Here is a 24,414-nt window from a genome sequence, read left to right as displayed (position 1 = left end):
TCACCCTAGCTGACAGACGTGTCGTGCCTGCACTTGAAATGATCGCGGTGTTTTTTTCAACCACCACGCTCAAGGAAAGACTGTGGACACAACAAAAGACATCGCCCTGCCCAACGCCGACGACCGCAAGGCGCTCAAGGCATTGGTGCCGACACTGGTCACGGCCTGCCCCGACATGTACGAAATGGCGTGCGACATCGCCAGGGACATCCTCGCCAGACATGACCTCGCCCACCTGGAACCCGAACAGGTTTATTGGCATCGGTTTCACGCAGCACAAAGCAGCTCTCGAACGTTCACAGGCTGGGAGCACCTGTTCGAAACTCCGCGTGAATCGATGACCCTGCCACAGCTGGTGATCCAGCGATTCAGCGTTCACGACCAGGACAACGCCGACCTGCTCGACGCCGATGCCGGTTTCTACACCGCAGGACCGGAGGCGGGCACCTACAACGAGAGCAACGAGGTACGCCTGCACAGCAGTGATGTATTGAAAGCGTTCTGGGGAATCAACTTCGCCGATCGTTACCGGAAAAAAGTCGATGCGTTCTGGAGCAAACACGCAAAGACCTTCAGGGCCCTGGCCAAATGCACCTTTCTGGCAAAGGCCATGGAGGATCGTGAAAGTGGTCGGCTGTCGGATGACAACTTCAGAACGGCCGTCAAAGCGGTCGCCGGCAATGTGAGCTGGCCGGTCACCCGCCAGATGCTCGAAGACGAAGCCCTGCCGGCTGACGGCTTGCGGATCGGCCTGCTGAAAATCGGCGGTTTCGTCGCGACCGACATCCTGTGCATCACCGATGGCCATGGCGGCGTGATCCTTTACGTACCGGGGGAAATCTGGGGGGTGCATGCCTTGCAAAACGCTCGCGACCTGCATTGGTGGGTGCTGTCGCAAATCAGAAAACCTTCCGATCGAAAACGCTTCATGGCGCATTTCCAGGTCGCCGATCACGACATCATCGAGGACACATCATGGCGTGCGGTCGCGAAACGGCGATGGCTCTGGGCACTAGGCCCGCTCGCCGGAGTCGTCTCGGAACTGTGGCGCGCCCCGCATATCGAGAATGTCGGACTCAATCATGCGCTGGATCTCTTGGTCAGTACCTGGGACAGCGACGATCACTCCCTCGTCGCCCGTACAGGCAATGCACTGACCACCGATGTGTTCACTTTTCTGGGAACCGCCACCCACGCCCGCATGATCAGCGATGGGGAATTCATGATGCATTCCAATGGCGATCTGCGTAAAAAACTGTGGGTCGGCTATCTGAATGCTTTCAATCGCATGTTCGGTCCCATGGCAGCCGTTGGCTGGCCGGTGGCGCTGGCGGTGGTCGGTGCAGGCATCGCCAACGTTGGCCTGCAGATCGACCAGGCAGTCAATGGCAAGACGCCAGAGGCGCGCAAGACTGGCGTGACCGGGGCGATATTCACGGCCATCGATACCGTGTTCAACGCCCTTTTCATCAAGGGCGGCGAGCTTCTGCCCGAAATTGCCGAAACCGAAACATTTATCGAACCGGAAGAAGAACTCGCTCAAACGGCGCTGTCCATCGCACCGCAAGAAAAACTCGCCGAAGCGGCACTGGCCCGTTCGCCGCTGCCAACGCTGGCCGAGATCGCGCCGAAACAGGTATTGCCTGCGGCACCGGAGGATTTTCTCGCATCGTTCAAGACCGAAATCGGTGAAAGCACCCGGATGGAGACCGGCAATCCGAAACTGCAGGGGATCATTCAAACCGCTTCCGGCAAGCATTACATCTATATGCGCCGTGCCGGATCCGACGGCTTCTACCAGGTGCGCTACGTCGAGCAGATGCGCGGCTGGGTTATCGTCGATCCGAGCAATCCCTATTCGTTTTATCGCAACGTGCCGGTGCGCCTGAACGAAGCACTCAAGTGGCAACCTGTCGCACGCCCAGGCCCCAGGGGAGGCGGAAAAATATTCGGCGACTGGCCCTGGGGACACACTGCCGATCCGCTGCCCGAAGTGGCGATGCAACCCATGCCGTATGACGTTCCTCAACCCTACAGAGCGACGCTGCGCTCGGTAGCGCAAGGCCAGACCGATGACTTTGCGCTGGACAGCCTGCAGGGAAGCGACAGTGTTTATCAGGACTTCAAGATGCTGCGTCGCAGCCTGTATGACGCCTCCATCGACTCTTTCAGCGCCCCGAATCTGCCTCCGCGTCCAGCCATACCACCATTCAAGCCTGCGACTCCCTTCGCGGAGATGACCAAGCGTCTGCTCAAGGAAGTCCCGGGGCTGGTGCTCGGTCAAGACAACGCCGCTTCAGGCGCCCGTGGTGTATTGATCGACAACTTCAAGGCACTGAACAAACAGAAGGTCAGAACCCTGTATCTGGATCATCTGCTGACCGATTTCCATCAGGCGGAACTGGACTTGTTCCACAAGACTGGCAAGCTGCCACCCGCACTCGAAGACTATCTCAAAGCCCTCGACACCCGGTTCGCTGCCGATCCTGCCGGCCCCCATTCCTACACGGAACTGGTGAAAGCCGCCCAGAAAAACCATATCCGCGTACAAGCCATCGATTGCATGGCCAGCCGCCGCTTTCCGACTATGGAGAACACCTCCGAGGTCAGCAGCCGCAAGATGATGAATTATTTTTCCGACGCGGTGATCCGGGCCGACCAAGCAGCACGAGGATCCCATCGCTGGATAGCCCTGATAGACGAGGCACGCGCCAGCACCTTCGACAAGGTCGCCGGACTCAGCGAGCTGGAGGGTGCCGCTTCATTGCGTATCGAAGAACTGCCCGTGGGCAAGGCTGGCGTGTTATCGACCGACCCGGGCAAGAAGGTGCGGGACCTGTTGGGCAACCCCATCGATCTGATCAAAAGCGACATGCGTTTGCAATTGAATGCGCCGCCCCCGTTGGCCTCCGCCCGCACGCTGGAAGAGGCCTTGCCCGCAAGAGGCATGTTCATGCTTCAGGAACCGTCCACGCTGGTCCACCGCAGCGGCGACGGGACGCTGGTACATACGCCGATCCAGCAGGATGCCGGAGGGTTTTTCATCGTTCGCCCCCGATGGGCGACAGTCAGCGGCCGTCATTTCGACAGTGTGCATGAGCTGACACAAGCGCTGGCAGATGAAGGCTTGACGCTCAAACGGGTGCGAATCGATCCGATGGCAACGCCAGAAACCCCAGGTATCGAATCTGCCGGCGCAGGTACGTTGGCCACTCCTGAAATGCCGCTGACTGACACCGCTGCCACCCCTTCGCCCTATGACATTCCCAAGCCGTTTCGCAGCGAACTGAAGAACGCCGCCATCATCGGCAATGAACGCATACTGGGCGATGCATTCGAGAGCCTCGACAGTCACTCCCCGCTCAACGCATTCAGGGCTCTGCGCAGGCAGCTGCGCGAAGCTGCCATGCGTTTATTCGCAGAGCTGAACTTACGTCCGCGTCCGGTCCTGCCTACTGTAGACCCGACCGTGACAGCCGAGTCATTCATCGAACAATTGCTCGCTCGGTTCCAGGGGCTGGTCATCGGTGAGAGCCATGCCGATATCGGCAGTAAACAGTGGCTCATCGAACAGATGCCGACCCTGGCCCGCAAAGGGGTGAAAACGCTTTACATGGAACACCTGCTCACGGACTTCCATCAGGCAGCCCTGGACAACTTCGCCAGGACTTCCGTGATGTCCCAGGACCTTGAGCTTTATCTGGAAAGCCTCGACCAGGGTCACATGACCGACCCGACACGGCGCTACACCTTTCTCAATCTGGTGAAAGAGGCCAACCGCCACGGCGTGCGCATCCAAGCCATCGATTGCATGGCCAGTTACAGACTGGAAGGCATGCGAGGCCTCGACCCGACAATCCGCCAGAAGATGATGAACTTCTTTGCCCACACGATCATCGAGGCCGACCAGGCCGCACGCGGCCCGCACAAATGGGCCGCGCTCATGGGCAATTCACACTCCAATACCTTCGAGGGCGTCGCAGGGGTCAGTGAGCTGGAAGACGCAGTCGGCCTGCGCATCGAGGATGTCGGCTACGGCGAGGCTCGCGGATTCGAACCGGACCCTGGCAAGACTTTTCTTGACCATAACGGCAATCCGACCGGCCGCGTAAAAGGTGATATCCGCCTGCAAGTGCAAACACCGTGGAAAGCCGGGACGAAAAAGGAGATCGATCAATTGCTGAGTCGTCCGGGGATGTACACCTTGAAACAGGAGCCCCGCGAAACGCTGCTTCTGCACCGCGGTCGCGACAACGTGATTGCACGTACGCCGATCCACTTTGAATCCGGCCGCTATTTCATCGAGCGTCCCGCCTGGCCCACGCTCCATGAGAAGCGCTTCGGCAGCGTCGAAGCCTTGATCAAGACGCTGAACGAGCGGGGCCTGACCCTGGCCGGCTGGCACGGGCCTTTGTAAGCGGCAACAAAAAGGCCGCGTGAACACCGTTCACGCGGCCTTGGATTGCCAGCACTCACACCGTCATGGCGCGACGCGGGATCACTCCCACTCAATGGTCGCTGGCGGCTTGCTCGACACGTCGTAAGTAACGCGCGAGATACCCTCGATTTCATTGATGATGCGGCCGGAAACGGTTTCCAGCAATTCGTAAGGCAGGTGTGCCCAACGGGCGGTCATGAAGTCGATGGTTTCCACCGCACGCAGGGCCACGACCCAGGCGTAACGACGGCCATCGCCGACCACGCCAACCGATTTCACCGGCTGGAACACGACGAAGGCCTGGCTGACCTTGTGGTACCAGTCGGCCTTGCGCAGTTCTTCGATGAAAATGTGGTCGGCGCGACGCAGCAGGTCGGCGTATTCCTTCTTCACTTCGCCAAGGATCCGCACGCCCAGGCCAGGACCCGGGAACGGGTGACGGTAGACCATGTCGTACGGCAGGCCCAGTTCCAGACCCAGACGACGGACTTCGTCCTTGAACAGTTCGCGCAGTGGCTCGACCAGTTTCAGGTTCATTTCTTCCGGCAGGCCGCCCACGTTGTGGTGCGACTTGATCACGTGGGCCTTGCCGCTTTTCGCGCCAGCCGACTCGATCACGTCCGGGTAGATGGTGCCCTGAGCCAGGTACTTGATGTTGTCGAGCTTGCAGGATTCGGCATCGAACACGTCGATGAAGGTGCGGCCGATGATCTTGCGCTTCTTCTCTGGATCGGCTTCGCCGGCCAGGTTGTTCAGGAACTGGTCTTCGGCGTTGGCGCGGATCACCTTGACGCCCATGTTCTCGGCGAACATGGCCATAACCTGCTCGCCTTCGTGCAGACGCAGCAGGCCGTTGTCGACGAAGACGCAGGTCAGTTGATCACCGATGGCCTTGTGCAGCAGCGCCGCGACCACCGAGGAATCCACACCGCCGGACAGACCCAGCAGCACGTTGTCGGTACCGACCTGTGCGCGGATGTTGGCGATGGCGTCTTCGGCGATCTTCGACGGGGTCCACAGGGCTTCACAGCCGCAGATGTCCAGCACGAAGCGCGACAGGATGCGACCGCCCTGCTTGGTGTGGGTCACTTCCGGGTGGAACTGCACGCCGTAGTAGGCGCGCTCGTCGTTGAACATGCCGGCGATCGGGCAGCTCGGGGTGCTGGCCAGGATATGGAAATCGCTCGGCATCCTGGTGACCTTGTCACCGTGGCTCATCCACACGTCGAGGCCGAACAGGCCGTCAGCGTCGATATGGTCTTCGATGCCGTCGAGCAGGCGGCTCTTGCCGACCACGTCAACGCGGGCGTAACCGAACTCACGCAGCTCGGAGCCTTCAACCTTGCCGCCCAGTTGTTCGGCCATGGTCTGCATGCCGTAGCAGATACCGAAGACCGGTACGCCCAGGTCGAACACCGCTTGCGGGCAGCGCGGGCTGTTGGCTTCGTGCACGGACTCGGGACCGCCGGCGAGGATCACGCCTTTTGGCGCAAATTCGCGGATCGCATCTTCGTCCATGTCGAACGGGTGCAGTTCGCAGTACACACCGATCTCGCGCACGCGGCGGGCGATCAGTTGGGTGTATTGCGAACCGAAGTCGAGGATCAGGATGCGGTGAGCGTGAATGTCGAGGGCCATGATTCAGTCTCGTCTAAGTAATTCAGAAACAGTCTTTGATTCAGAAACGACTCGGGGCTGAATAAAACAGCCCCGGTCATTTAACGTTTTGCTTGAAGCCTCAACCTACGCGGTAGTTTGGCGCTTCCTTGGTGATCTGCACGTCGTGAACGTGGGATTCGGCCATGCCGGCACCGGTGATCCGCACGAACTCAGGCTTGGTGCGCATTTCTTCGATGTTGGCGCTGCCGGTGTAACCCATCGAAGAACGCAGACCGCCCATCAACTGGTGGATGATCGCGCTCAGGGTGCCCTTGTAAGGAACACGGCCTTCGATCCCTTCCGGAACGAGTTTCTCGGCGCCTGCCGAGGAGTCCTGGAAGTAACGGTCGGAAGAACCTTGAGCCTGGGACATGGCGCCCAGCGAACCCATGCCGCGATAAGCCTTGTAAGAACGGCCCTGGAACAGTTCGATCTCGCCCGGCGCTTCTTCGGTACCGGCGAACATCGAGCCCATCATCACGCAGGAAGCACCGGCCACGATGGCCTTGGACAGGTCACCGGAGAAACGGATGCCGCCGTCGGCGATCAACGGAACACCGGTGCCTTCAAGGGCAGCGGCGACGTTGGCGATGGCACTGATTTGCGGAACGCCGACACCGGCGACGATACGGGTGGTGCAGATCGAGCCAGGGCCGATACCGACCTTGACCGCATCAGCGCCGGCCTCGGCCAGGGCCTTGGCGGCTGCGCCGGTGGCGATGTTGCCGCCGATCACCTGCACTTCAGGGAAATTCTCTTTGACCCAGCGAACGCGGTCGATCACGCCTTTGGAGTGACCGTGAGCGGTGTCGACCACCACCACGTCCACGCCGGCATGGACCAAGGCTGCAACGCGGTCACCGGTGTCTTTACCGGTACCGACCGCAGCGCCAACGCGCAGACGACCCTGGTCGTCCTTGCTGGCCAGCGGGTAGGCCTTGGCTTTTTCGATGTCTTTGACAGTCATCATGCCTTTGAGGGCAAACTTGTCGTCGACGATCAGGACTTTTTCCAGGCGATGCTTGTGCAGCAGCTCGCGGACTTCGTTCTTGTCGGCGCCTTCGCGAACAGTGACCAGACGCTCTTTCGGCGTCATCACTTCACGAACGGTGGCATCCAGACGGGTTTCGAAACGTACGTCACGGGAAGTGACGATGCCGACCAGGTCGCCATCGTGCAGCACCGGAACACCGGAAATGTTGTGCATGCGGGTCAGTTCGAACAGATCACGAACCGTGGCGTCAGCCTCGATGGTGATCGGGTCCTTGACCACACCGGCTTCGAACTTCTTGACCTTGCGAACTTCGGCAGCTTGCTGCTCGATGGTCATGTTCTTGTGGATAATGCCGATGCCACCTTCCTGAGCCATGGCGATTGCCAGACGGGCTTCGGTGACGGTGTCCATGGCGGCAGAAACCAGAGGAATGTTCAGCTCGATGCCACGGGTAAGGCGGGTCTTCAGACTGACTTCGTTAGGAAGCACCTCGGAATAACCGGGCACTAGGAGAATGTCGTCGAAGGTCAGAGCTTCTTGGCTGATACGCAGCATCGCGGGGGCTCCCGAGCGGGAAAATGGAAGCGCGCCATTATACTCAGACACCCTACCGGGCTCAATGTAAAACTTGTCTTATATCAATGTTGCTGATGTACGGGAAAAACGCCCCCTACAACTCGACCTTGACCCAGCTCACCGGTTGATCCAGCCAATCGGCGAATTCGTCGATGAAACTCTGCTTGAACCCCGCCTCCAGCCAGTTGTTGAAGATGAAACCGAGGTTGGAAAACCCGCACTCCTGCAAATACAGGAAACCGTTGATGTCGTCCTCATGCCCGCATTCCGGGCAGGTGAAGTTATCGGTGCGGCCCGGCATCCAGTCTTCCAGGCTTTCGAACAGCGCTTCGCCGATTTCCTGACGGCATTCGGCGCACCCGGCTTCTTCGAGAAAACCCTTGGCCGGGGTGTAGATGCAGCGCTTGGTGATGACCTCGAGACCGTTGATCGGCTCGCCGAACGGCAGCGCCTCGGGGTGCAGCACCACCGCACGGGCGCCATCGGCGATGGCGTAGGCCATGCGATTGCCGGTACGTCCGCAAGTGCTCAGCTCTTCCTTGACGATGTTCTTGCGCACCAGCCAGCGCAGAATCGCCCGAGCGCGGGGCTCGTGCACCGGCAGGTTGGAGATTTTCGGGACGATGATGCTCTGCGAATTCATGAAAAGTCCTGCGGTATGGCTTCTGACGCCTTCGCGGGCAAGCCCGCTCCCACAAGGTTCTCAGTCGCTCACACATCCTGTGTACATCTGAGAAATCTGTGGGAGCGGGCTTGCCCGCGAAGAGGCCCTAAAGGCCGGCAGCTTAATCCCTGAGCCACTCAGGTCAAGTGCTTAAATAGCGGCCGATCAGCGCAATCCCGCTCGCCAGCACCAGCCAGGTCACCAGCCGCACGAAGGCCTCGCGGGACAGGCGCATGGTCAGCCGCCGTCCGACCCACAAGCCCAGCGCCATGGCCGGCAACAAGCACAGCGCCAGCATCAACAAGGGTAGCTCGGCATACACCCCGGCGATGGCAAACAGGCTCAAACGCACCACCGTGCTGCAACTGATCAGCGCACTTTGCGTGGCCCGCGCCGCGTCCTTGGGCAATCGGCTGTTGAGGTAGATCGCATAAAGAAAGCCGCCGCTGCCAAACAATGCCCCGAACAGTCCGCCCACGGTGCCCATCGGCAACGCCCACCCGGCAGACAATTGCGCCGGCCGCGCCTTGATCCACAAGCTGTAGATCGCATAAGCACTGATGAACAATCCCATCAACAGCAACAGCAGATCGGACTTGAGGTTAAGCAGGAAAATCACCCCGAGCGTGCAACCCACCGCCATGCACGGCAATAGCCGCAGCAATTCCGGTTTCGCCACATCCCGCCGCGACGGCAGCAAATTGCCGAACGCCGCGACGAAATCCAGCAGCACCAGCAACGGCACGATTTTCGACAGCGGCATGAACAGAATCAGAATCGGCCCCGCTACCAGCGCCGTACCGAAACCGGCAATCCCGAACACGATGTAGGCCAACGCGATGGCCAATCCGATCACCACCCAGCCCTGGGCGCCCCACGACCATTCGCTCAACAACCCCGCCACGCTCATCCGTTCGCTTCCTTTATAAGTCTGCGATGACTTTAGCCAGCGCCGAGGGTTGCGACTAATATCTTCGAAACCGCCAAGCCATCTCGAAAAGGCATGCCTCGTGCTTTCAACCCGTCAATTGCGTTATTTCGTGGAAATCGCCGAGAGCGGCAGCTTCAGCGCCGCTGCCGAACGCCTGTTCATTGCTCAGTCGGCGCTGAGCCGGCAGATCAAGGACATGGAAACCCGACTGCAAACGCCGCTGTTCGAACGCACCGCACGCCAGCCCCGGCTCACCGCCGCTGGCGAAGCGTTTTTGCCCCGGGCGAGAAACCTGATCAATGAATTGAACAAGGCCAGCGCCCTGGCCACGGAAATCGGCCAGGGCCAGCGCGGCACCTTGCGCCTTTGTCACTCCAGCACCGTGCCAATCAGCGGCCGACTGTTGCACGACATGAGCGCATATCTGGAGCAGCAACCCGGCGTTTCGCTGGACATCGGCTCGCTCTCCTCGGAAGCACAACTTGAAGAACTGGCCGAGGGCCGCCTCGATATCGGCCTTCTGCGCCTGCCGGTGCTGCGCCAGCGCGAGGGCGTTCAGATTGTGCCGCTCTACACCGAACGTTTGCTGCTTGCTGTGCCGGCGAATCATCGACTGGCGTTGGCGGAGGCCGTCGACCTGGCGCAATTGAAGGACGAAGCGTTCATCTCCATCCCGCATCCGCAGCGCGGCGGGCTGAGTTATTTGTGCGCCGACCTGTGTATGCGTCACGGTTTTTTCCCTCAGGCTGCGCGGGTGATGTCGCGCAAGACCACGCAATTGCAGTTGATCCAGGCCGGATTCGGCATTGCTCTGTTGCCGGAATCGATGCAGGACATCGCGCCCACCGGTGTGAGATTTCTGCCGCTGACCAGCGATTGCCAGAGCACCGTCGCCCTCGCTTCTCGGCAAAATCCCACACCTCTGGTGCGACACTTCCTCCAGACATTCACCGGCGAATGCCTTTAAACTGCGCCCCATGATTAAAGATCCCTTTGCAAGACTCGGCCTGGACCGCGAAGTCCTGACCGTCAGCCAGCTCAACGGCCGCGCGCGAGTGTTGCTCGAAGACGTGTTCAGCAACATCTGGGTCGAAGGCGAAATCTCCAACCTCGCCCGCCCGGCGTCCGGCCACGTGTATTTCACGCTCAAGGACAGTGGCGCGCAGGTGCGTTGCGCGCTGTTCCGCCAGAATGCGGCGCGGGTGCGTCAGGCGCTGAAGGATGGCCTGGCGGTCAAGGTGCGCGGCAAGGTCTCGCTGTTCGAAGGGCGTGGCGACTATCAACTGATCCTCGACACCGTGGAGCCGGCCGGTGACGGTGCGCTGCGTCTGGCCTTCGATGCGTTAAAGGAAAAGCTCAGCGCCGAAGGCCTCTTCAGTGCCGAGCACAAAGTGCCGCTGCCGGCGCACCCGCAGCGCATCGGCATCATCAGTTCGCCGACCGGCGCGGTGATCCGCGACATTATCAGCGTGTTCCGCCGCCGTGCGCCGCAAGTGCAACTGACGCTAATCCCGACCGCCGTTCAGGGCCGCGAAGCCACCGCGCAGATCGTCCGCGCCCTGAAACTGGCGGATGCCCGTGGTTTCGACGCGCTGATCCTGGCCCGTGGCGGCGGCTCGCTGGAAGACCTCTGGTGCTTCAATGAAGAAGCCGTGGCCCGGGCGGTCGATGCCTGTGTTACGCCAATCGTCAGCGCAGTCGGCCATGAAACCGATGTGTCGATCAGCGACTTCGTGGCGGACGTTCGCGCACCGACGCCGTCCGCCGCTGCTGAACTGCTTGCCCCGGATTCCAGCCATCTGATCCGGCAGGTCGAAAGCCTGCATCGCCGACTGGTAATGCGCATGCGTGACCGCCTGATGCGCGATCGCCTGCGCCTTGAAGGCATGACCCGCCGCTTGCGCCATCCCGGCGAACGTCTGCGTCAACAGGCACAGCGCCTGGATGATCTGGACATGCGCATGCGTCGGGCGTTCGAGCGCCAGCTCAATACCCGTCGTGAACGCCTGATCCGCCTGGAAACCCGCCTCGCCGGGCAGCATCCGGGACGCCAGCTGGCCCTGTTGCGCCAGCGTCTCGACAGCCTCGCCGAACGTCTGCCACGCGCCATGAACGAAGGCCTGAAACGCCGTCGCCTGCAGTTGCAAAGCCAGATGCAGACCCTGCACGTGGTCAGCCCGCTGGCGACTCTCGGTCGTGGCTACAGCATTCTGCTGGATGAACGCGGCAACGCGATCCGCAACGCTGCGCAAACGCATAACGGCCAACGCCTCAAGGCCAGGCTGGGCGAAGGCGAACTGCAAGTGCGCGTCGAGGACAATCACCTGACGCCCGTCACCCTTTCTTTACTGGACTGATCCATGCCGCGTTTTCTCGCTCCGCTGCTGTTGCTGTGCCTGACCTTCAACGCCCACGCCGACAGTTACATCACCCGCCTGCTGAACAAACCGGTGCCGGGCGGCGTGGCGGTCGTCGATCTGGGGACCGCTGCGCAAGCGCCGAAAGCCACGTATCAGGGCAAACCGGTGCTGGTGGTCAAGGAGCAGAACAACTGGCTGGCGATTGTCGGCGTTCCGTTGACCGTCAAACCTGGCGCTCAGCAGATCAGCAGTGGCGGCCGTAATCTCAACTTCAATGTCGGCAACAAGAAATACCCGGAACAGCACATCACCCTGAAGAACACCCAGCAGGTCAATCCAAACCCGGCCAACCTCAAGCGCATCGAGGGCGAGCTGGCCGAGCAGATCAAGGCCTATCGCAGCTTCAGCCCGAATACCCCGAGCAATCTGCTGCTGGACAAACCGGTCAACGGGCCGCTGTCGAGCAAGTTCGGCGTGCGCCGTTTCTTCAACGGTGAAGAGCGCAATCCGCACGCAGGTCTGGACTTCGCGGTGCCGGCGGGTACACCGATCAAGACCCCGGCGGCGGGCAAGGTGATCCTGATCGGCAACTACTTCTTCAATGGCAACACCGTGTTCGTCGACCACGGCCAGGGCTTCATCAGCATGTTCTGCCATATGTCGAAGATTGATGTGCAGAACGGCCAGCAACTGGCGCGCGGTGCGGTGGTGGGCAAGGTTGGCGCTACAGGTCGGGCGACCGGGCCGCACATGCACTGGAACGTCAGCCTGAACGATGCGCGGGTCGATCCGGCGATTTTCATTGGGGCATTCCAGCCTTGATTTGTGGGTGAAGCGACTGGCTTCATCGCGAGCAAGGTCGCTCCCACAGGGATTGCGCACGACGAACGGACTGCGCAATCTCTGCAAACATTCACTTTGATTCAGAGAATAAAATCTCGGAAAAAACCACTTTCCGGGTATTCCTCTCAATTTTTTCCGACTGCTTGCCATCCTCATCCCTCGCGGTTAGGGTTGAGGGCATGAAAACCTCTCACACCCTCATTCAGCTTCGCCAGCACCGCAGCCTGTGCCTCGTCAGCGCACGACTGCCGGGCTGAATCGCTGCGCCTCGTCCCACGCTTTTCCAAGAACGTTCGTTACACCGGCAGGCCGCCTCTTTTCGGCCCAGACAATAAGGAATTTCCCGATGAGCATGCTCAAAGACCCGTCTTCGAAATACCGCGCGTTTCCTGTGATCAACCTGCCGGACCGCACCTGGCCGTCGAAAACCATCAATGCCGCGCCGATCTGGTGCAGCTCCGACCTGCGTGACGGCAACCAGTCGTTGATCGAGCCAATGGACGCGGTGAAAAAACTGCGCTTCTGGAAAACCCTGGTGCAGGTGGGTGTGAAGGAGATCGAGGCGTCGTTCCCGGCCGCTTCGCAAACCGACTTCGACTTCGTGCGCACTTTGATCGAAGACGGCCACATCCCGGACGACACCACTATTCAAGTGCTGACCCAAGGCCGTGAAGACCTGATCGAGCGCACTTTCGAATCCCTGCGCGGGGCGAAAAAAGCCATCGTTCACCTGTACAACGCCACCTCCCCTTCTTTCCGTCGCATCGTCTTCAACCAGGACAAGGACGGGATCAAGGCCATCGCCGTGAACGCTGCCAAGCTGTTCGTCAAATACGCCGCCATGCAGCCGGACACCGAGTGGACCTTCGAGTACTCGCCGGAAACCTTCAGCGCCACCGAGCTGGAATTCGCCAAGGAAGTCTGTGACGCGGTGATCGAGGTCTGGAACCCGACGCCTGAGCACAAGATCATCCTCAACCTGCCGGCCACCGTTGAATGCGCGACCCCAAACGTCTACGCCGACCAGATCGAGTGGTTCCACCGCAACATCAACCGTCGTGACAGCGTGATCATCAGCCTGCACACCCACAACGACCGTGGCACCGGCGTGGCCGCCACCGAGTTGGGCCTGATGGCCGGCGCCGACCGCGTCGAAGGCTGCCTGTTCGGCAACGGCGAGCGCACCGGCAACGTCGACCTCGTGACCGTGGCACTGAACATGTACACCCAGGGCCTCGACCCGCAACTGGACTTCTCCGACATCGACGGCGTGCGCAAAGTCGTTGAAGAGTGCAACCAGATCCAGGTTCACCCGCGCCACCCATACGTCGGCGACCTGGTGCACACCGCCTTCTCCGGCTCCCACCAGGACGCGATCCGCAAGGGCTTCGCCCAGCAGAAATCCGACGCACTGTGGGAAGTACCGTACCTGCCGATCGACCCGGCCGACATCGGCCGCAGCTACGAGGCGGTGATCCGCGTCAACAGCCAGTCGGGCAAGGGCGGCATCGCCTACTTGCTGGAACAGGAATACGGCATCAGCCTGCCACGTCGCATGCAGATCGAATTCAGCCAGGTCGTGCAGCGTGAAACCGACCGTCTGGGTCTGGAGATGACCGCGCAACAAATCCACGCGCTGTTGCACAGCGAATACCTGCAAGCCAACACCCCGTACGCGCTGGTCAGCCATCGCCTGCAGGAAGAAAACGGCAACAGCGCCGTCGAAGTGGAAGTGGCGAGCAAGGGTCAGGGCGAAACCAATCTGCACTGGCGCGGCAAGGGCAACGGCGCGCTGGAAGCGCTGGTGGCCGGTCTGCCGATTCCGGTGGAGATCATGGACTACAACGAACACGCCATCGGCGCGGGCACCAACGCCAAGGCGGCGGCCTACATCGAACTGCGTGTGAACGGCGAACGTGCGGTGCACGGCGTGGGCATCGATGAAAATATCACCACCGCCAGCTTCAAGGCCCTGTTCAGCGCGCTGAACCGCTCGCTGAGCCAGCCGGAAGCGAAAGCGGCGTAACTGACCGCTGCAATACGAAAGGCCCCGGAGTGCGAACTCCGGGGCCTTTTTTTGCCTGCCAATCTGGTGCTGTCTGTAATGACCCCTTCGCGGGCAAGCCCGCTCCCACAGAGAACGCGGGTGCACCCCAGACTCATGCACACCATAGAACACTGTGGGAGCGGGCTTGCCCGCGAAAAGGCTTTTGCAGACGCTGCAAATGTCAGGTGAACTCGAAGGTATCGGCATCCAGATTTGCCGGGAAGCGCTCGCGGTAAGCGGCAAGCGAAGCCGCTTCCAGAACCACCTTGAACACCCCGTCAGCCTCTCCCGCCGCCAGCAACGTCTCGCCCTGGAAATCCAGCACCTGACTGTCGCCGGTATACGCGAAACCCTTGCCATCGGTGCCAACCCGGTTGACCGCCGCCACATAGCACAGGTTTTCAATGGCGCGAGCCGGCAGCAACCGGTTCCAGTGCTGACGCCGTGCGCCCGGCCAGTTGGCGGTGTACAGCAGCAGGTCGGTGTCTTGAGCGTCGCGACTCCATACCGGGAAGCGCAAGTCGTAGCAGATCAGCGGCCGCACCCGCCAGCCCTTGAGCTCGAACTGCACCTGGCGCTCGCCGGGGGTGTAATGGTTGTGCTCGCCGGCCATGCGGAACAGGTGACGCTTGTCGTAGTGCAGCACTTCGCCGTCCGGCCGCACCCACAGCAAGCGGTTGCGGTGGCTGCCGTCGGCAGCCTGGATGATCACGCTGCCCGTGACGACCGCGTTCAGCTTCTCTGCCTGGGCCCGCAGCCATTTGCTGGTCGGGCCGTTTTCGGCTTCGGCCAGGGTTTCGGATTCCATGGAGAATCCGGTAGTGAACATCTCCGGCAGGATGATCAGATCCGCACCGCGCGCCTGTTCGAGCAAAACGTCGAAATGCTCGAGATTGGCCTGACGATCATGCCAGGCCAGGCTGGTCTGGATCAGCGCCAGATTCAGATCGGGCAACGCACTCAGATCACGCATAGTTTGGCCGCCGCTTCCCGCAGCGTCTCCTCACGTTTGGCAAAGCACAGGCGCACCAGGCGCTGGCCTTCGGGTGGACTCTGGTAGAACACCGACACCGGAATACTCGCCACGCCGTGCTCGCGGGTCATCCACATCGCCATCTCGACATCGTTCAGGTCAGGGCGAATCTGCGAGTAATCAACCAGTTGGAAATAGGTGCCGGTGACCCGAGTGAAACTGAATCGCGACGGCGCCAGCAGATCACAGAACAGATCGCGCTTGGCCTGATAGAAGCCCGGCAGCTCTTCGACGTGTTCCGGATGCTCGGCCATGTAATCGGCCAGGGCGTACTGCAACGGTGTCACGCCACAGAAGCTGACGTACTGGTGCACCTTGCGCAGCTCCGCACTCAGGGCCGGCGGCGCCACGACGTAGCCGGTTTTCCAGCCGGTGACGTGATAAGTCTTGCCGAACGAGCTGACCACGAAGGCGCGCTGATACAGCTCTTCATGGGCCAGCACGCTGACATGCGGGACGCCGTCGAACACCAGGTGTTCGTAGACTTCGTCGCTGATCACGTAGATGTCGCGATCACGGATCAACGCTGCCAGTTGATCCAGCTCGGCACGGCTGATCAGCGCACCGCTCGGGTTGTGCGGGGTGTTGAGGATGATCATCCGCGTGCGCGGGCTCAGGGCTGCGCTGAGTTTGTCGAAATCGATGGAGAAATCTTTCAGCCCAAGTTGCACATGCACGCAGCGTCCGCCGGCCAGCTCTACTGCGGGCTCATAGCTGTCGTAAGCTGGGTCGAACACGATGACTTCGTCACCGCTGTGGATAACCGCCTGGATCGCACAGAAGATTGCCTGGGTCGCGCCAGGGGTCACGGTGACTTCGGTATCGGCATCGACGTTGGCGCCATAACTGCGGGTGATTTTCGCCGCAATCTGCTGGCGCAGCGCCGGCAGGCCGGTCATGGGCGAATACTGGTTATGGCCACTGGCGATGTGTCGACCGACTGCGTCGCGCAGTGCCTGCGGGCCGTCGAAATCGGGAAAACCCTGGGAAAGGTTGATCGCTCCGGTCTGCGCCGCGAGCTGAGACATCTGCGTGAAAATAGTGATGCCGACATTCGGCAGCTTGCTGGTGATCATCGGGGTTCCCTGCTCTGCCCCGGCTCTGACGACGGCGCGGGAGAGCCCGAGGATAGCCCATCCGGCGCCCATAAAAAAAGGGCGCCAAATGGCGCCCCTTCTCTCTGTTCGCAACGACCTTACTTCTTGTCGCGGCGCTTCTTGCTGGCCTTCTTGTTGTGCGACATCAAACGACGCTTCTTGTTGACCTGGCGGTCGGTCAGCGTGTTCTTGTTGCCTTCGTACGGGTTCTCGCCACCCTTGAACTCGATACGGATCGGCGTACCGACCAGTTTGAGCACACGGCGGTAAGTGTTTTCCAGATAGCGTACGTACGACTTCGGCACTTTCTCGATCTGGTTGCCGTGGATCACGATGATCGGCGGGTTCGCACCACCCAGGTGAGCGTAACGCAGTTTGATCCGGCGGCTGTTGACCATCGGCGGTTGGTGCTCGCTGACCGCGTCTTCGAGAATCTGCGTCAGGCGGCTGGTCGGCCAGCGGGTGACCGCGGACTTGAACGAGTTCTGCACCGAGGCGTAGAGGTTGCCCACGCCAGTGCCGTGCAAGGCCGAAATGAAGTGGATATCGGCGAAGTCAACGAAGAACAACCGACGTTGCAGCTCGACCTTCACGAAGTCGCGCTCGCTTGGCGTCATGCCGTCCCATTTGTTGATCGCGATCACCAGCGCACGACCTGCTTCAAGGGCAAAGCCCAGCAGGTTGAGATCGTGATCGACCACGCCTTCGCGAGCGTCCATCACGAAGATCACCACGTTGGCGTCTTTGATCGCCTGCAGGGTTTTGACCACGGAGAACTTTTCGACTTCTTCGTGGATCTTGCCGCGCTTGCGTACACCGGCGGTGTCGATCAGCGTGTACTTCTCGTCGTTACGCTCGAACGGGATGTAGATACTGTCGCGGGTGGTGCCGGGCTGGTCATAGACGATTACCCGGTCTTCACCGAGCATGCGGTTGACCAGGGTCGACTTGCCGACGTTCGGACGGCCGATGATGGCGATCTTGATCCCGTCTTTCTCGCTCGGGCCAGGAATGCGCTTGGCTTCCTCGCCTTCGGCGACCACTTCTTCCTCTTCACCTTCGGCCGGCTCGTCATCATCGCGCGGGAAGTCGCTCAGGGCGGCTTCCAGCAATTGCGTGATGCCGCGACCGTGGGCGCCGGCGATCGGGATCGCGTGGCCCATGCCCAGCGGGGCGAATTCGGCGCGGGCCATTTCCGGGTCGATGTTGTCGACCTTGTTGGCGACCACGTGGGAACGCTTGTTACGTTTGCGCAAGTGTTCGGCGATCATCTGGTCGGCGGCGGTGAAACCGGCCTTGGCATCTACCAGGAACAGAACGACATCCGCTTCTTCGATGGCCAGCAGCGACTGCTCGGCCATTTTTTCGTCCATACCATGCTCGTCACCGGAGATACCGCCGGTGTCGATCAGAATGTAGGAACGCCCTTGCCACTTGGCCTCACCGTACTGGCGATCACGGGTCAGACCGGACAAGTCGCCGACGATGGCGTCGCGAGTCCTGGTCAGGCGGTTGAACAAGGTGGACTTGCCGACGTTCGGTCGGCCCACCAGGGCGATTACGGGAACCATGCGGCTCTCCACTTCGTTATTTCAGAAAATACAAAAGCCGCTGCGAGGCAGCGGCTGGTGCTCGGGGCAACACCCGTGGGTGCTGCAAACCCTGCAGAAGCAGGGCCGCCTGGGGAATTAACCCCAAGCATAGTCAAACCATTACTTGATGGTCAGGGCTTCCAGTTTGCCGCTGTTGCCATACACATAAATCGTGTCACCCACCACCAGCGGACGGGCACGCAGGCCGTCGCTGTCGATGCGCTCGCGGCCAACGAAACGACCGTCCACCTGACTCAGCAGGTGCAGGTAACCTTCCAGGTCACCGACTGCAACGTAGCTGGAGAACACTTCCGGCGCCGACAGTTGACGGCGGGCCAGCGAGTCGTTGCTCCACAGGGCTGTGGTGGAACGCTCGTCGACGCCTTCAACGGTGCCCGACGACAGGCTTACGTAGACGTTGCCGAAACCCTGGGCAACACCGGCGTAGCTCGACGCGTCGCGCTGCCAGAGTTGACGGCCGCTTTCCAGATCCAGTGCCGCAACGCGACCCTGATAGCTGGCAACGTACAGGGTACCGCCGGACAGCAGCAGACCGCCGTCGATGTCGACCACGCGCTCCAGTTCCGAACGACCTTGTGGAATCGCGATCCGCTGTTCCCAGACCGGCACGCCGTTGGAAATGTCGAGCGCGACCACTTTACCGGTCGACAGGCCAGCCACCGCGAGGCGGTTGGTGACGATCGGTGCGCTGGTACCGCGCAGGGTCAGTACGGCCGGAGTGCTGTCATACACCCAACGCTGATTGCCGGTGGACGCGTCCAGACCGATCAGACGATCGTCCTGGGTCTGTACCACCACCACATCACCGTTGCTGGCCGGTGGCGCGAGGACTTCGCTGTTGACGCGCGAGCGCCACTTCTCTTCACCGTTGATGGCGTCGAGGGCAACGACTTCACCGCGCAGGGTGCCGACCATGACCAGACCGTAACCCACGCCAACGGCGCCGGACACAGGCAGTTCAAGGTCTTTCTTCCATTTCACGTCGCCGTTGCCGCGATCCAGGCCCATCACGATACCGGTCACGTCGGCCGCGTAGATGGTGTCACCGTCGATCGCCGGCACCAGCATGTTGTAGGTTTCGCCCTGACCGTCACCGATCGAACGGCTCCACTGCTTGTGCAGGACCACTTCTTCTTTGAAGTCGGTCAGCTCGGCCGGTGGCAGTTCTTTTTTGCTGTTGCTGCTGCAACCCGCGGCCAGAATGGCCAGAGCCAGCAATGCTGCATGCTTCCAACGGATCACGTCACGCATCCCCTTTGGCCAGGTCGTCCAGCTTGATTTGAAGGCCACCGACCGCCGCTTCATCCGACAGTGCCGCCTTGGCTTTTTGATACGCCGCGTTCGCTTCGTCGGTGCGGCCCAGCTGTACCAGCAGGTCGCCCTTGAGTTCTTCGCGAGTGGCCAGGAACGACTTGTCGGCATCGCCTTCGAGCAGTTTCAGGGCTTCATCGGCCTTGTTCTGTGCGCCCAGTACCTGCGCCAGACGCTGACGGGCGATTTCGCCCAGCGCCGGGTTGGCCGGTTTGGCAACGATGGCCTTGAGTTCGGTCGCCGCGTCGTCCAGCTTGCCGCTGTCGACCGCGACCTTGGCCACGAACAGGCTGCCGTACTGCGCGTAGGCAGAACCGCCGAATTCGCTGTTGAGCTTGCCGGCCAGATCCGCAACGCGCGCGGCGTCAGGCTTGCCGTCCGGGGTCAGCGTGGTTTCCAGCAATTGCTGATAGAGCACCGAGGCGCCTTGCGACTGGTTGCTCTGATACTTGTGATATGCCTGCCAGCCGAACACGATGACCAGCGCCAACAGGCCGCCGGTGACCAGAGGTTTGCCGTTGCGTGTCCACCAGTCCTTCAAATCCGCCAACTGTTCGTCTTCGGTACTCGACACCCCAATACTCCTTAATCGCTAAATCGGCTGTTTGGACAGCTTCAACCCTGCACGACGCAGGTGGCCAGGTGTGCAGCGAGCGCATCCCAGGCAATGCTTTGTTGTTCGCCCTGGCCACGCAGGGGTTTGAAACCTACCACTTGCTGGGCCATTTCGTCGTCACCGAGGATCAGTGCGTACAGCGCACCGCTCTTGTCGGCTTTCTTGAACTGGCTCTTGAAGCTGCCGGCGCCGGCATTGACTTGCAGGCGCAGGTTGGGCAGTTGGTCGCGTACCCGCTCGGCCAGAGCCAGACCGGCCAGCTCTGCTTCTTCGCCGAAGGCGCAGAGATAGACGTCGACCTGACGGGAGATTTCTTCCGGGATCTGCTCCAGGGTTTCCAGCAGCAGCACCAGCCGCTCGATGCCCATGGCGAAACCGACGCCCGGGGTCGGCTTGCCGCCCATCTGCTCGACCAGACCGTCATAGCGCCCACCCGCGCAGACGGTGCCCTGGGCGCCGAGCTTGTCGGTGACCCATTCGAATACGGTTTTGCTGTAGTAATCCAGACCACGCACCAGCTTCGGGTTGAGCACGTAAGGAATGCCGACGGCATCCAGACGGGCCTTCAGGCCTTCGAAGTGGGCACGGGATTCGTCATCCAGGTAATCCGCCATTTTCGGCGCATCGACCAGCACCGCTTGAGTGTCGGCATTTTTGGTGTCGAGCACGCGCAGCGGGTTGGTCTTCAGGCGACGCTGGCTGTCTTCGTCCAGTTTGTCGTGGTGCGCCGAGAGGTACTCGACCAGCGCTTCACGATAACGGCCGCGGGACTCGCTGGTGCCGAGGCTGTTGAGCTCGAGCTTGACCGCATCGCGGATGCCCAGCTCGCCCCACAGGCGCCAGGTCATGATGATCAGCTCGGCGTCGATGTCCGGACCGTCGAGGTTGAACACCTCCAGACCGATCTGGTGGAACTGGCGATAACGGCCTTTCTGCGGACGCTCGTGACGGAACATCGGGCCGATGTACCAGAGTTTCTGCACCTGGCCACCGACGGTGATGCCGTGCTCGAGCACCGCACGCACGCACGCGGCCGTGCCTTCCGGACGCAGGGTCAGCGAGTCGCCGTTGCGGTCTTCGAAGGTGTACATCTCTTTTTCGACGATGTCGGTCACTTCACCGATCGAGCGCTTGAACAGCTCGGTGAACTCGACGATCGGCATGCGGATCTGCTTGTAACCGTAGTTATCCAGCAGACGCGAAACGGTGCCTTCGAAATAGCGCCATACCGGCGTCTGTTCCGGCAGGATGTCGTTCATGCCACGAATGGCTTGCAGAGACTTGCTCACAGAAATTCCTTAGTTCGTTCGATCAGCCGCGCGCAATAACCGCTGCGTCAGCTTCGACCTTCTCGGCCGCTTTCTCGCGGATCAGCTTTTCCAGCTCGTCCACCAGATTGTCATTCGTCAGTTTCTGCGACGGCTTGCCGTCGATGTAAATCAGGTTTGGCGTGCCGCCGGTCAAGCCGATATGGGCTTCCTTGGCTTCGCCGGGGCCGTTGACCACGCAACCGATCACCGCGACATCCAGCGGCACCAGCAGGTCTTCAAGGCGCCCTTCCAGCTCGTTCATGGTCTTGACCACATCGAAGTTCTGCCGCGAGCAGCTCGGGCAGGCGATGAAGTTGATGCCACGGGAACGCAGATGCAAAGACTTGAGAATGTCGTAACCGACCTTCACTTCCTCGACCGGGTCGGCCGCCAGCGAGATGCGGATAGTATCGCCAATCCCCTCGGCGAGCAGCATACCTAGGCCCACGGCGGATTTCACTGTACCGGAGCGCAATCCACCGGCTTCGGTGATGCCCAGGTGCAGCGGCTGGACGATTTCCTTGGCCAGCAGACGGTAGGCTTCAACGGCCATGAACACGTCAGAGGCCTTCACGCTGACCTTGAAGTCCTGGAAATTCAGGCGCTCGAGGTGTTCGACGTGGCGCAGGGCGGACTCGACCAGCGCGGCCGGCGTCGGCTCGCCGTATTTCTTTTGCAGGTCTTTTTCCAGGGAACCGGCGTTGACGCCGATGCGGATCGGGATCCCGCGGTCACGGGCGGCATCGACCACCGCACGCACGCGGTCTTCGCGACCGATGTTGCCCGGGTTGATGCGCAGGCAGTCCACACCCAATTCGGCCACGCGCAGAGCGATCTTGTAGTCGAAATGGATATCGGCAACCAACGGCACCTTGACCAGTTGCTTGATCTTGCCGAACGCCTCGGCGGCGTCCATGTCCGGTACCGAAACACGGACGATGTCGACGCCGGCGGCTTCCAGACGGTTGATCTGCGCGACGGTGGCAGCGACGTCATTGGTGTCGCTGTTGGTCATGCTCTGTACAGCGATAGGGGCATCGCCGCCCACGGGCACGTTACCTACCCAGATCTTGCGCGATTCGCGACGTTTGATTGGAGATTCGCCGTGCATGACTTATTGACCCAATTTCAGGCGAGCGGTCTCGCCACTGGTGAACGGAGCGACATCGACCGGCTGGCCGTTGTAGCTGACCTGCGCGCCACGGGCAACGCCCAGACGCACGGCAAACGGAGGCTTGCCGACGACAGACAGGCTGTCGCCCTTGCGCTTGAGGCCGCTGTACAGAACCTTGCCGCTGCCATCGGTCACCTGCGTCCAGCAATCGGCGATGAATTGCACCTGAACCTGGCCCTGACCTGCCACCGGAGCAACAGGCGCTGTCGGCGCGGGCGCGGCGACGGCCGGAGCAGTGACGGTCGGTGCAGGCGTGGCCGGAACAGCAGGCGCAGGAGTTGCTGGAGCAGCAACCACAGGCGCTGGCGTATGAGCCGGTGCAGCCGGAGTAGCGGCTGGCGCAGCAGGTGCCGGAGCAACCGGTGCGGTCGCTGGGGCTGCGGCCTCGGTTTCGGCGCCGGTCGATTCAGCCGTGGTTTCCGATTGAGGCAGCGCCAGAGCGGTCGAGCCCTCGGCTTCGCCTTCTGCAACGGCCTGGTCTTCCGGCTCGTCGAGCGGATGAATCTGGGTGGTGCCGTCAGCGCCTTCGACTTCGACGTGCTCCGGCGCCAGGCCGATCAGGTCCTTGGTACGCAGCGAGGTCTGATCCTGCCACCAGACGAAACCGCCGCCGATGACCGCAATCAGCAGCAACAGGCTGACGATACGCAAAATGGTGTGGGAAACCCGTACCGGCTCTTCAATACGGCCCAGAGCGTGGACGTTGCTGCCCTGGGAATCGGTGCCGGTGGACTGGTCGAATTGCTGGACCAGAACGGTCTGGTCCATGCCGAGCAATTTGGCGTAGGCGCGAATGTAGCCGCGAGCGAAGGTATGCCCGGGCAACTTGTCGAATGCGCCGGCTTCAAGATTGCTCAGGGAAGTCACGGTGAGGTTGAGCTTGAGGGCCACTTCGGCCAGCGACCAGCCATTGCTTTCGCGGGCCTGGCGCAGGGTCTCACCGGGGTTAACGCGATTCGCTGCTACAACTTCGGGATGCGCCGCTTTCATCATTGCTCCGACAGGTATTGCTGATATTCCGGCGTACCGGGATAGAGTCGTTTTAATTGCAGGCCCGCACTGGCGGCCTTGTCGCGATCTTCAAATACTTTTGCCAACCGAACGGCGAGCAACAGACTACGTGCATTTTGCTCGGAGAGCTGGCTGAAACGATCGTAATAGTCACGCGCGGGCACATAATGCCTGTCTTCGAATGACAACTCAGCCATTTCCAGCAATGCCCGTGGTTGCTGGCGGTTCAAACGCAGCGCTTTTTCCAGCTGCTGCTGAGCCAGATCACGCTGCCCGAGCTTCGCCGCCGTCATGCCGAGGTTCTCGAACACCCGCGAACGCTCAGGATACAGGGTATCGGCGGCCGCCTGTTCAAAACGCTCGTAGGCTTCCTTGTAACGCTGTTCTTCGTAGAGAAAACTGCCGTAGTTGTTGAGGATGCGCGCATCGGCGGGACGGGAGGACAAGGCTTTGCGGAAGTGTTCGTCAGCAAGCGCAGGTTCCATTTCGGCCTGGAACACCAGCCCCAGCGCGGCATTGGCGTCGGGATCCGAACCGTCCAGCTCCAGGGCTTTCTTCAGTGGAACCTTGGCCCGTTCGGTCATGCCCTGCTGCAAGTATCCCAGCCCCAGCTGCACGTAGGCAGCCCGCGCTTCGTCACGGCCCTTGCTGGTCTTCATCGGGTTGTAATCGCCCGACAGGACACAACCAGCACACAGGCTGGCCAACAGCAACAGCAGCGCAAAGCGCAGGGACAT

18 protein-coding genes are annotated in these 24,414 nt (G+C 61.0%); 5 read left to right on the top strand and 13 right to left on the bottom strand.

What is annotated here, in order from left to right:
- Positions 1–82: 82 nt before the first annotated feature.
- The gene (locus ACKUG4_RS25930; RefSeq protein WP_445435118.1) at positions 83–4,417 is read left to right on the top strand and encodes a membrane-targeted effector domain-containing toxin; all 4,335 of its coding nucleotides are present in this window, start codon (positions 83–85) and stop codon (positions 4,415–4,417) included.
- An 81-nt stretch (positions 4,418–4,498) separates the two neighbouring features.
- Here the strand turns inward: ACKUG4_RS25930 and guaA are convergent, their stop codons facing one another.
- The 4 genes from guaA to ACKUG4_RS25910 all read right to left on the bottom strand — a co-directional run bounded on the left by guaA (position 4,499) and on the right by ACKUG4_RS25910 (position 9,241).
- Entirely contained in the window at positions 4,499–6,076 is a 1,578-nt protein-coding gene (gene guaA, locus ACKUG4_RS25925; protein ID WP_064599229.1) for a glutamine-hydrolyzing GMP synthase, read from the bottom strand.
- A gap of 100 nt (positions 6,077–6,176) precedes the next feature.
- Positions 6,177–7,646: an IMP dehydrogenase gene (gene guaB, locus ACKUG4_RS25920; RefSeq protein WP_085649329.1), complete on the bottom strand. Its 1,470-nt coding sequence runs from the start codon at positions 7,644–7,646 to the stop codon at positions 6,177–6,179.
- A gap of 115 nt (positions 7,647–7,761) precedes the next feature.
- A complete protein-coding gene (locus ACKUG4_RS25915) occupies positions 7,762–8,310 on the bottom strand; it encodes a hypothetical protein (RefSeq protein WP_011335799.1) in 549 nt (182 codons plus the stop codon).
- 163 nt (positions 8,311–8,473) lie between these two features.
- The gene (locus tag ACKUG4_RS25910) at positions 8,474–9,241 is read right to left on the bottom strand and encodes a sulfite exporter TauE/SafE family protein (protein WP_074691031.1); all 768 of its coding nucleotides are present in this window, start codon (positions 9,239–9,241) and stop codon (positions 8,474–8,476) included.
- Positions 9,242–9,341: 100 nt separating this feature from the next.
- On the opposite strand from ACKUG4_RS25910, the gene ACKUG4_RS25905 reads away from it, so the two are divergent.
- The 4 genes from ACKUG4_RS25905 to leuA all read left to right on the top strand — a co-directional run bounded on the left by ACKUG4_RS25905 (position 9,342) and on the right by leuA (position 14,491).
- Complete coding sequence (locus ACKUG4_RS25905) at positions 9,342–10,229, top strand: LysR family transcriptional regulator (protein ID WP_445435117.1); 888 nt, start codon at positions 9,342–9,344, stop codon at positions 10,227–10,229.
- 10 nt (positions 10,230–10,239) lie between these two features.
- On the top strand, positions 10,240–11,619 hold the full coding sequence (gene xseA, locus ACKUG4_RS25900; protein ID WP_445435116.1) for an exodeoxyribonuclease VII large subunit: 1,380 nt from the start codon (positions 10,240–10,242) through the stop codon (positions 11,617–11,619).
- Between the two features lie 3 nt (positions 11,620–11,622).
- Positions 11,623–12,444, top strand: a complete 822-nt coding sequence (locus tag ACKUG4_RS25895; protein WP_445435115.1) for a peptidoglycan DD-metalloendopeptidase family protein — start codon at positions 11,623–11,625, stop codon at positions 12,442–12,444.
- Between the two features lie 367 nt (positions 12,445–12,811).
- Positions 12,812–14,491, top strand: coding sequence for a 2-isopropylmalate synthase (gene leuA, locus ACKUG4_RS25890; RefSeq protein WP_064599237.1), 1,680 nt, complete (start codon positions 12,812–12,814; stop codon positions 14,489–14,491).
- A 202-nt stretch (positions 14,492–14,693) separates the two neighbouring features.
- On the opposite strand, the gene ACKUG4_RS25885 is transcribed toward leuA, so the two are convergent.
- The 9 genes from ACKUG4_RS25885 to pilW form a co-directional block, all read right to left on the bottom strand.
- Positions 14,694–15,485 (bottom strand): amidohydrolase, encoded by a 792-nt coding sequence (locus ACKUG4_RS25885; RefSeq protein ID WP_445435114.1) that lies wholly within the window; start codon positions 15,483–15,485, stop codon positions 14,694–14,696.
- The gene (locus ACKUG4_RS25880; RefSeq protein ID WP_085649334.1) at positions 15,473–16,621 is read right to left on the bottom strand and encodes a pyridoxal phosphate-dependent aminotransferase; all 1,149 of its coding nucleotides are present in this window, start codon (positions 16,619–16,621) and stop codon (positions 15,473–15,475) included. Before ACKUG4_RS25880 ends, ACKUG4_RS25885 begins: the two co-directional genes overlap by 13 nt.
- Positions 16,622–16,740: 119 nt before the next feature.
- On the bottom strand, positions 16,741–18,213 hold the full coding sequence (gene der, locus ACKUG4_RS25875; RefSeq protein ID WP_007956675.1) for a ribosome biogenesis GTPase Der: 1,473 nt from the start codon (positions 18,211–18,213) through the stop codon (positions 16,741–16,743).
- A gap of 141 nt (positions 18,214–18,354) precedes the next feature.
- Positions 18,355–19,506 carry an outer membrane protein assembly factor BamB gene (gene bamB, locus ACKUG4_RS25870; protein ID WP_041475426.1) on the bottom strand — a complete coding sequence of 384 codons (1,152 nt, stop codon included), beginning with the start codon at positions 19,504–19,506 and terminating at the stop codon, positions 18,355–18,357.
- Entirely contained in the window at positions 19,499–20,140 is a 642-nt protein-coding gene (locus ACKUG4_RS25865; protein WP_011335807.1) for a tetratricopeptide repeat protein, read from the bottom strand. Before ACKUG4_RS25865 ends, bamB begins: the two co-directional genes overlap by 8 nt.
- Before the next feature lie 41 nt (positions 20,141–20,181).
- The gene (gene hisS, locus ACKUG4_RS25860; RefSeq protein ID WP_445435113.1) at positions 20,182–21,471 is read right to left on the bottom strand and encodes a histidine--tRNA ligase; all 1,290 of its coding nucleotides are present in this window, start codon (positions 21,469–21,471) and stop codon (positions 20,182–20,184) included.
- A 22-nt stretch (positions 21,472–21,493) separates the two neighbouring features.
- The gene (gene ispG / locus ACKUG4_RS25855; protein ID WP_007956680.1) at positions 21,494–22,603 is read right to left on the bottom strand and encodes a flavodoxin-dependent (E)-4-hydroxy-3-methylbut-2-enyl-diphosphate synthase; all 1,110 of its coding nucleotides are present in this window, start codon (positions 22,601–22,603) and stop codon (positions 21,494–21,496) included.
- A gap of 3 nt (positions 22,604–22,606) precedes the next feature.
- Positions 22,607–23,656, bottom strand: a complete 1,050-nt coding sequence (locus ACKUG4_RS25850) for a RodZ domain-containing protein (RefSeq protein ID WP_064599242.1) — start codon at positions 23,654–23,656, stop codon at positions 22,607–22,609.
- Positions 23,656–24,414, bottom strand: coding sequence for a type IV pilus biogenesis/stability protein PilW (gene pilW / locus ACKUG4_RS25845; RefSeq protein WP_007956682.1), 759 nt, complete (start codon positions 24,412–24,414; stop codon positions 23,656–23,658). The genes ACKUG4_RS25850 and pilW overlap by 1 nt, the downstream gene beginning before the upstream one ends.

Source organism: Candidatus Pseudomonas auctus (genome assembly GCF_048654275.1).
Taxonomy (GTDB): Bacteria; Pseudomonadota; Gammaproteobacteria; order Pseudomonadales; family Pseudomonadaceae; genus Aquipseudomonas; species Aquipseudomonas pharyngis.
This window is presented reverse-complemented; position numbering and strand designations above follow the sequence as displayed.

Excerpts from the sequence above, each read along its gene's own strand:
- guaA (WP_064599229.1), bottom strand. The coding sequence starts at position 6,076 with ATGGCCCTCGACATTCACGCTCACCGCATCCTGATCCTCGACTTCGGT.
- guaB (WP_085649329.1), bottom strand. The coding sequence starts at position 7,646 with ATGCTGCGTATCAGCCAAGAAGCTCTGACCTTCGACGACATTCTCCTA.
- ACKUG4_RS25915 (WP_011335799.1), bottom strand. The coding sequence starts at position 8,310 with ATGAATTCGCAGAGCATCATCGTCCCGAAAATCTCCAACCTGCCGGTG.
- ACKUG4_RS25910 (WP_074691031.1), bottom strand. The coding sequence starts at position 9,241 with ATGAGCGTGGCGGGGTTGTTGAGCGAATGGTCGTGGGGCGCCCAGGGC.
- xseA (WP_445435116.1), top strand. The coding sequence starts at position 10,240 with ATGATTAAAGATCCCTTTGCAAGACTCGGCCTGGACCGCGAAGTCCTG.
- ACKUG4_RS25895 (WP_445435115.1), top strand. The coding sequence starts at position 11,623 with ATGCCGCGTTTTCTCGCTCCGCTGCTGTTGCTGTGCCTGACCTTCAAC.
- leuA (WP_064599237.1), top strand. The coding sequence starts at position 12,812 with ATGAGCATGCTCAAAGACCCGTCTTCGAAATACCGCGCGTTTCCTGTG.
- ACKUG4_RS25885 (WP_445435114.1), bottom strand. The coding sequence starts at position 15,485 with ATGCGTGATCTGAGTGCGTTGCCCGATCTGAATCTGGCGCTGATCCAG.
- ACKUG4_RS25880 (WP_085649334.1), bottom strand. The coding sequence starts at position 16,621 with ATGATCACCAGCAAGCTGCCGAATGTCGGCATCACTATTTTCACGCAG.
- der (WP_007956675.1), bottom strand. The coding sequence starts at position 18,213 with ATGGTTCCCGTAATCGCCCTGGTGGGCCGACCGAACGTCGGCAAGTCC.
- bamB (WP_041475426.1), bottom strand. The coding sequence starts at position 19,506 with ATGCGTGACGTGATCCGTTGGAAGCATGCAGCATTGCTGGCTCTGGCC.
- ispG (WP_007956680.1), bottom strand. The coding sequence starts at position 22,603 with ATGCACGGCGAATCTCCAATCAAACGTCGCGAATCGCGCAAGATCTGG.
- ACKUG4_RS25850 (WP_064599242.1), bottom strand. The coding sequence starts at position 23,656 with ATGAAAGCGGCGCATCCCGAAGTTGTAGCAGCGAATCGCGTTAACCCC.
- pilW (WP_007956682.1), bottom strand. The coding sequence starts at position 24,414 with ATGTCCCTGCGCTTTGCGCTGCTGTTGCTGTTGGCCAGCCTGTGTGCT.